General features: G+C 73.2%; 3 protein-coding genes and 2 pseudogenes. All 5 read left to right on the forward strand.

All coding sequences use genetic code 11. The features are described 5' to 3' along the window. Positions 1 to 73: pseudogene (locus AOK23_RS50715) on the forward strand ((2Fe-2S)-binding protein); the annotation flags it as partial. A gap of 179 nt (positions 74 to 252) precedes the next feature. Further along, positions 253 to 1,437: a chorismate synthase gene (aroC, locus tag AOK23_RS36035; RefSeq protein ID WP_055716730.1), complete on the forward strand. Its 1,185-nt coding sequence runs from the start codon at positions 253 to 255 to the stop codon at positions 1,435 to 1,437. A gap of 32 nt (positions 1,438 to 1,469) precedes the next feature. After that, positions 1,470 to 1,952 (forward strand): shikimate kinase, encoded by a 483-nt coding sequence (locus AOK23_RS36040; protein WP_107102956.1) that lies wholly within the window; start codon positions 1,470 to 1,472, stop codon positions 1,950 to 1,952. After that, positions 1,949 to 3,040: a 3-dehydroquinate synthase gene (aroB, locus tag AOK23_RS36045; protein ID WP_055716732.1), complete on the forward strand. Its 1,092-nt coding sequence runs from the start codon at positions 1,949 to 1,951 to the stop codon at positions 3,038 to 3,040. Before AOK23_RS36040 ends, aroB begins: the two co-directional genes overlap by 4 nt. Before the next feature lie 178 nt (positions 3,041 to 3,218). Then, positions 3,219 to 3,439 (forward strand): annotated as a pseudogene (locus AOK23_RS49090) (hypothetical protein); the annotation flags it as partial.

Here is a 3,439-nt window from a genome sequence, read left to right on the forward strand (position 1 = left end):
GAACGTCTGCCGCTGCGGCACGTACTTCCGTATCCGGGAGGCGATCAAGAGCGCGGCGGCGAAGATGGAGTGACGGGCGGGGCGCCCACCGGCGCGTCCGCCTGATGGACCTGCGACCGGGTCGCGCGCCCGGACGTGGGAGGATCGGAGGTGGCGGGCCGGGGCCGCGCACCCGGTAGCCGTCGCCGTACGCGAGGACGCGCGTACACGCAGGCAGGACGCAGTACCAGGGCGCGAGACTGAGGAGCACCGTTGAGCAGGTTGCGCTGGCTGACCGCGGGGGAGTCCCACGGTCCCGCACTTGTCGCGACGCTGGAGGGCCTTCCCGCCGGCGTGCCGATCACCACGGAGATGGTGGCGGACCACCTGGCCCGCCGGCGCCTCGGCTATGGACGCGGTGCCCGGATGAAGTTCGAGCGCGACGAGATCACGTTCATCGGCGGTGTCCGGCACGGGCTGACCATGGGCTCGCCGGTGGCGATCATGGTCGGCAACACCGAGTGGCCCAAGTGGGAGCAGGTCATGTCGGCCGACCCGGTCGACCCCGAGATCCTCGCCGGCCTCGCCCGCAACGCCCCGCTGACCCGCCCCCGCCCCGGCCACGCCGACCTGGCCGGCATGCAGAAGTACGGCTTCGACGAGGCCCGGCCGGTCCTGGAGCGGGCCTCCGCCCGGGAGACCGCCGCCCGCGTCGCCCTCGGCGCCGTGGCCCGGTCGTACCTCAAGGAGACCGCCGGGATCGAGATCGTCAGCCACGTCGTCGAGCTGGCCGCCGCGAAGGCCCCCTACGGCGTGTACCCGACCCCCGCCGACGTAGAGAAGCTGGACACCGACCCGGTGCGCTGCCTCGACGCGGACGCCTCGAAGGCGATGGTCGCCGAGATCGACCAGGCCCACAAGGACGGCGACACGCTCGGCGGCGTCGTCGAGGTGCTGGCCTACGACGTGCCGGTGGGACTCGGCTCGCACGTGCACTGGGACCGCCGCCTCGACGCCCGGCTCGCCGCCGCGCTGATGGGCATCCAGGCGATCAAGGGCGTCGAGGTCGGCGACGGCTTCGACCTGGCCCGGGTGCCGGGCTCCAAGGCGCACGACGAGATCCTCGCCACCGACCAGGGCATCAAGCGGGCCACCGGCCGCTCCGGCGGCACCGAGGGCGGTCTGTCCACGGGCGAGCTGCTGCGCGTGCGCGCCGCCATGAAGCCCATCGCGACCGTGCCGCGCGCGCTCCAGACCGTGGACGTCATCACCGGCGAGGCCGCCCAGGCCCACCACCAGCGCTCCGACGTGTGCGCGGTGCCGGCCGCCGGCATCGTCGCCGAGGCCATGGTCGCGCTGGTCCTGGCCGACGCCGTGGCCGAGAAGTTCGGCGGCGACAGCGTCACCGAGACCCGCCGCAACGTCCGCTCGTACCTCGACAACCTCGCGATCCGGTGAGCCCGGTGCCTCTGGTCGTTCTCGTCGGCCCCATGGGGGTCGGCAAGTCCACCGTCGGGCAGCTGCTCGCCGAGCGGCTCGGCGTCGCCTACCGCGACACCGACGACGACATCGTGGCCGCGCAGGGACGCACGATCGCGGAGATCTTCGTCGACGAGGGCGAGGCCGCGTTCCGCGCCATCGAGAAGCAGGCCGTGCACACGGCGCTCGCCGCGCACGACGGGGTCCTCGCCCTCGGCGGCGGCGCGATCCTCGACGAGGACACCCGCGCCCTGCTCGCCGGGCACCGCGTCGTCTATCTCTCGATGGACGTCGAGGAGGCGGTCAAGCGCACCGGCCTCAACACCGCCCGGCCGCTGCTCGCCGTCAACCCCCGCAAGCAGTGGCGGGAGCTGATGGAGGCCCGCCGCCATCTGTACGAGGAGATCGCCACGGCCGTCGTGCCCACGGACGGCCGCACGCCCGAGGAAGTCACCCGAGCGGCCCTGAACGCCCTGGAGTTGAAGGAAGCATGAGCGAGACAGTGACCCGGATCCAGGTCGGTGGCACGGCGGGCACCGAGCCGTACGAGGTCCTGGTGGGCCGCCAACTCCTCGGTGAGCTGGGCGGGTTGATCGGTGACCGGGCCAAGCGGGTCGCGGTGATCCACCCCGAGGCGCTGGACGGGACCGCCGAGGCCCTGCGCGCCGATCTGGCCGGGCAGGGCTACGAGGCCGTCGCCATCCAGGTGCCGAACGCGGAGGAGGCGAAGACCGCCGAGGTCGCCGCGTACTGCTGGAAGGCGCTCGGCCAGTCCGGGTTCACCCGCACCGACGTCATCGTGGGCGTCGGCGGCGGCGCCACCACGGACCTCGCCGGGTTCGTGGCGGCGACCTGGCTGCGCGGCGTCCGCTGGATCGCCATCCCCACCACCGTCCTCGCCATGGTGGACGCGGCGGTCGGCGGCAAGACCGGCATCAACACCGCCGAGGGCAAGAACCTCGTCGGTTCCTTCCACCCGCCCGCCGGGGTGCTCTGCGACCTCGCCGCGCTCGACTCGCTGCCGGTCAACGACTACGTGTCCGGGCTCGCCGAGATCATCAAGGCCGGCTTCATCGCCGACCCGGTGATCCTCGACCTCGTCGAGGCCGACCCGCAGGCCGCCCGCACGCCCGCCGGACCGCACACGGCCGAGCTGATCGAACGGTCCATCCGGGTCAAGGCCGAGGTCGTCTCCGGCGACCTCAAGGAGTCCGGCCGCCGCGAGATCCTCAACTACGGGCACACCCTCGCCCACGCCATCGAGAAGAACGAGCGCTACAAGTGGCGCCACGGCGCGGCCGTGTCCGTCGGCATGCACTTCGCCGCCGAACTCGGCCGTCTGGCGGGCCGGTTGGACGACGCGACCGCCGACCGCCACCGCACGGTCCTGGAGTCCGTCGGACTGCCGCTGCACTACCGCTACGACCAGTGGCCCAAGCTGCTGGAGACCATGAAGGTCGACAAGAAGTCCCGCGGCGACCTGCTGCGCTTCATCGTCCTCGACGGCCTCGCCAAGCCCACCGTCCTGGAGGGGCCCGACCCCGCGGTGCTCCTCGCGGCATACGGCGAAGTGGGCCAGTAACGCCCGTTCGGGCAGCTCTTGCCTGATTCGCCTTGTGGTCATGGCCACTTGGGCACTCCGGGACGCCCCCGGCCGTTCACCAAACGGCGGCCGGGGGCGGTACCGTTCGGTGAGGGCGGGGGTCCGACAGCCCCGCCTGCCAGTGTCGATGTGACTGTACGAGACGGAGTGGCACCGGATGCAGCACGCAGTGGGAGCTCCGCTGCCGCCGCCCCACCGGCCGGGGCAGGACCCGGCGACCCCCTGGTCGCCCACGGCGAACCACCAGGGACACCCCGCCGCACCGCACCCGGGAGCACCGGGCGCCACCCCTCCGGGCCACCCCGGCGCGAGCCACCCCGTGCCTCCCCCCGTGCCGCCGACCCCGCACCCCGGCCCCGCGCCGGGGTGGCCCGGAGG

It is taken from the genome of Streptomyces torulosus, from assembly GCF_001419765.1.
Classification (GTDB): Bacteria; Actinomycetota; Actinomycetes; order Streptomycetales; family Streptomycetaceae; genus Streptomyces; species Streptomyces torulosus.

What these genes read in the sequence shown, in the direction of transcription:
- AOK23_RS36040 (WP_107102956.1), top strand. Translation starts at nt 1,470, where the DNA reads ATGGGGGTCGGCAAGTCCACCGTCGGGCAGCTGCTCGCCGAGCGGCTC.
- aroB (WP_055716732.1), top strand. Translation starts at nt 1,949, where the DNA reads ATGAGCGAGACAGTGACCCGGATCCAGGTCGGTGGCACGGCGGGCACC.